Raw genomic sequence first — 830 nt, forward strand, 5'->3', positions numbered from 1 at the left:
AGACGAGTTGTTCATCATTTGGATGATCAGCAATACCTTTGTCGAGGCTCTCTAATGCTGCGTCACGTTGTTCAAATGTGTTCAATAGCTTGTATTCAATGAGCCATAATCTGACTTCGTTATTTGGCTGTTCTTTGCGCAGGCTTGCAAGTAATTCGATCGCTTCATCTTGGCGATCAAGCTTGGTAAGTATGTAGGCCTGACGTTCAACAGACGAATTGTAATGTGTTCCAGGTGAGACGGCTTTGAAGTAGTTAAGTGCTTCTTCAAGTTGTTCCTGTTCTTCTGAATATCGACCAAGGTAGTAGTTTGCGTCGTTTTTGTGCGCAGGGTAATTTTTCAATTGCTCGAAGACGACAGTTGCTTCTTCTGGTTTGTTAATTTCTAAAAGTAGAAGAGCGTACGAAAGTTTTAAGCTTGGAGACTCAGGGTAATATTCTATAAGTTGAGCAAACACGTTTGCTGCATCTTCTGTTTGCTCACGCTCAATAAGGAGGCTTGCGTATAGTCTCCCAATTGCATTGTTATCTGGAAAGTCGTCAAACGCATCAGCTGAATATTCAAGCGCTTCTTGTTTCTTTCCGCTCTCGTTCAAACAGTTAGCTTTGACGATAGCTGCTTGTTGGAATCGTGGTTGTACTTTTAACACAGCGTCTAGGTTGGCAATCGCTTCATCGCATTGCTTCAAGTTGCGTTGAACTAATGCAATGCTGTACTGCACCTCCCAGCTCTCTGGATATTGTTCAAATAAATCTTTATACAGGGTAAGAAGTGCTTGTTTTCCTTCTTCGCTTTCTTGTGCTGAATTGATAGCAAGTGCTTCAACAGAT

Annotated in this window: 1 protein-coding gene; it reads right to left on the minus strand. The window is 41.8% G+C overall.

Annotation, left to right across the window (positions count from 1 at the left end):
* The coding region (locus A3738_RS23770) for a lipopolysaccharide assembly protein LapB (protein ID WP_156504459.1) at positions 1 to 830 on the minus strand (830 nt) is incomplete at both ends.

It is taken from the genome of Oleiphilus sp. HI0066 (assembly GCF_001635725.1).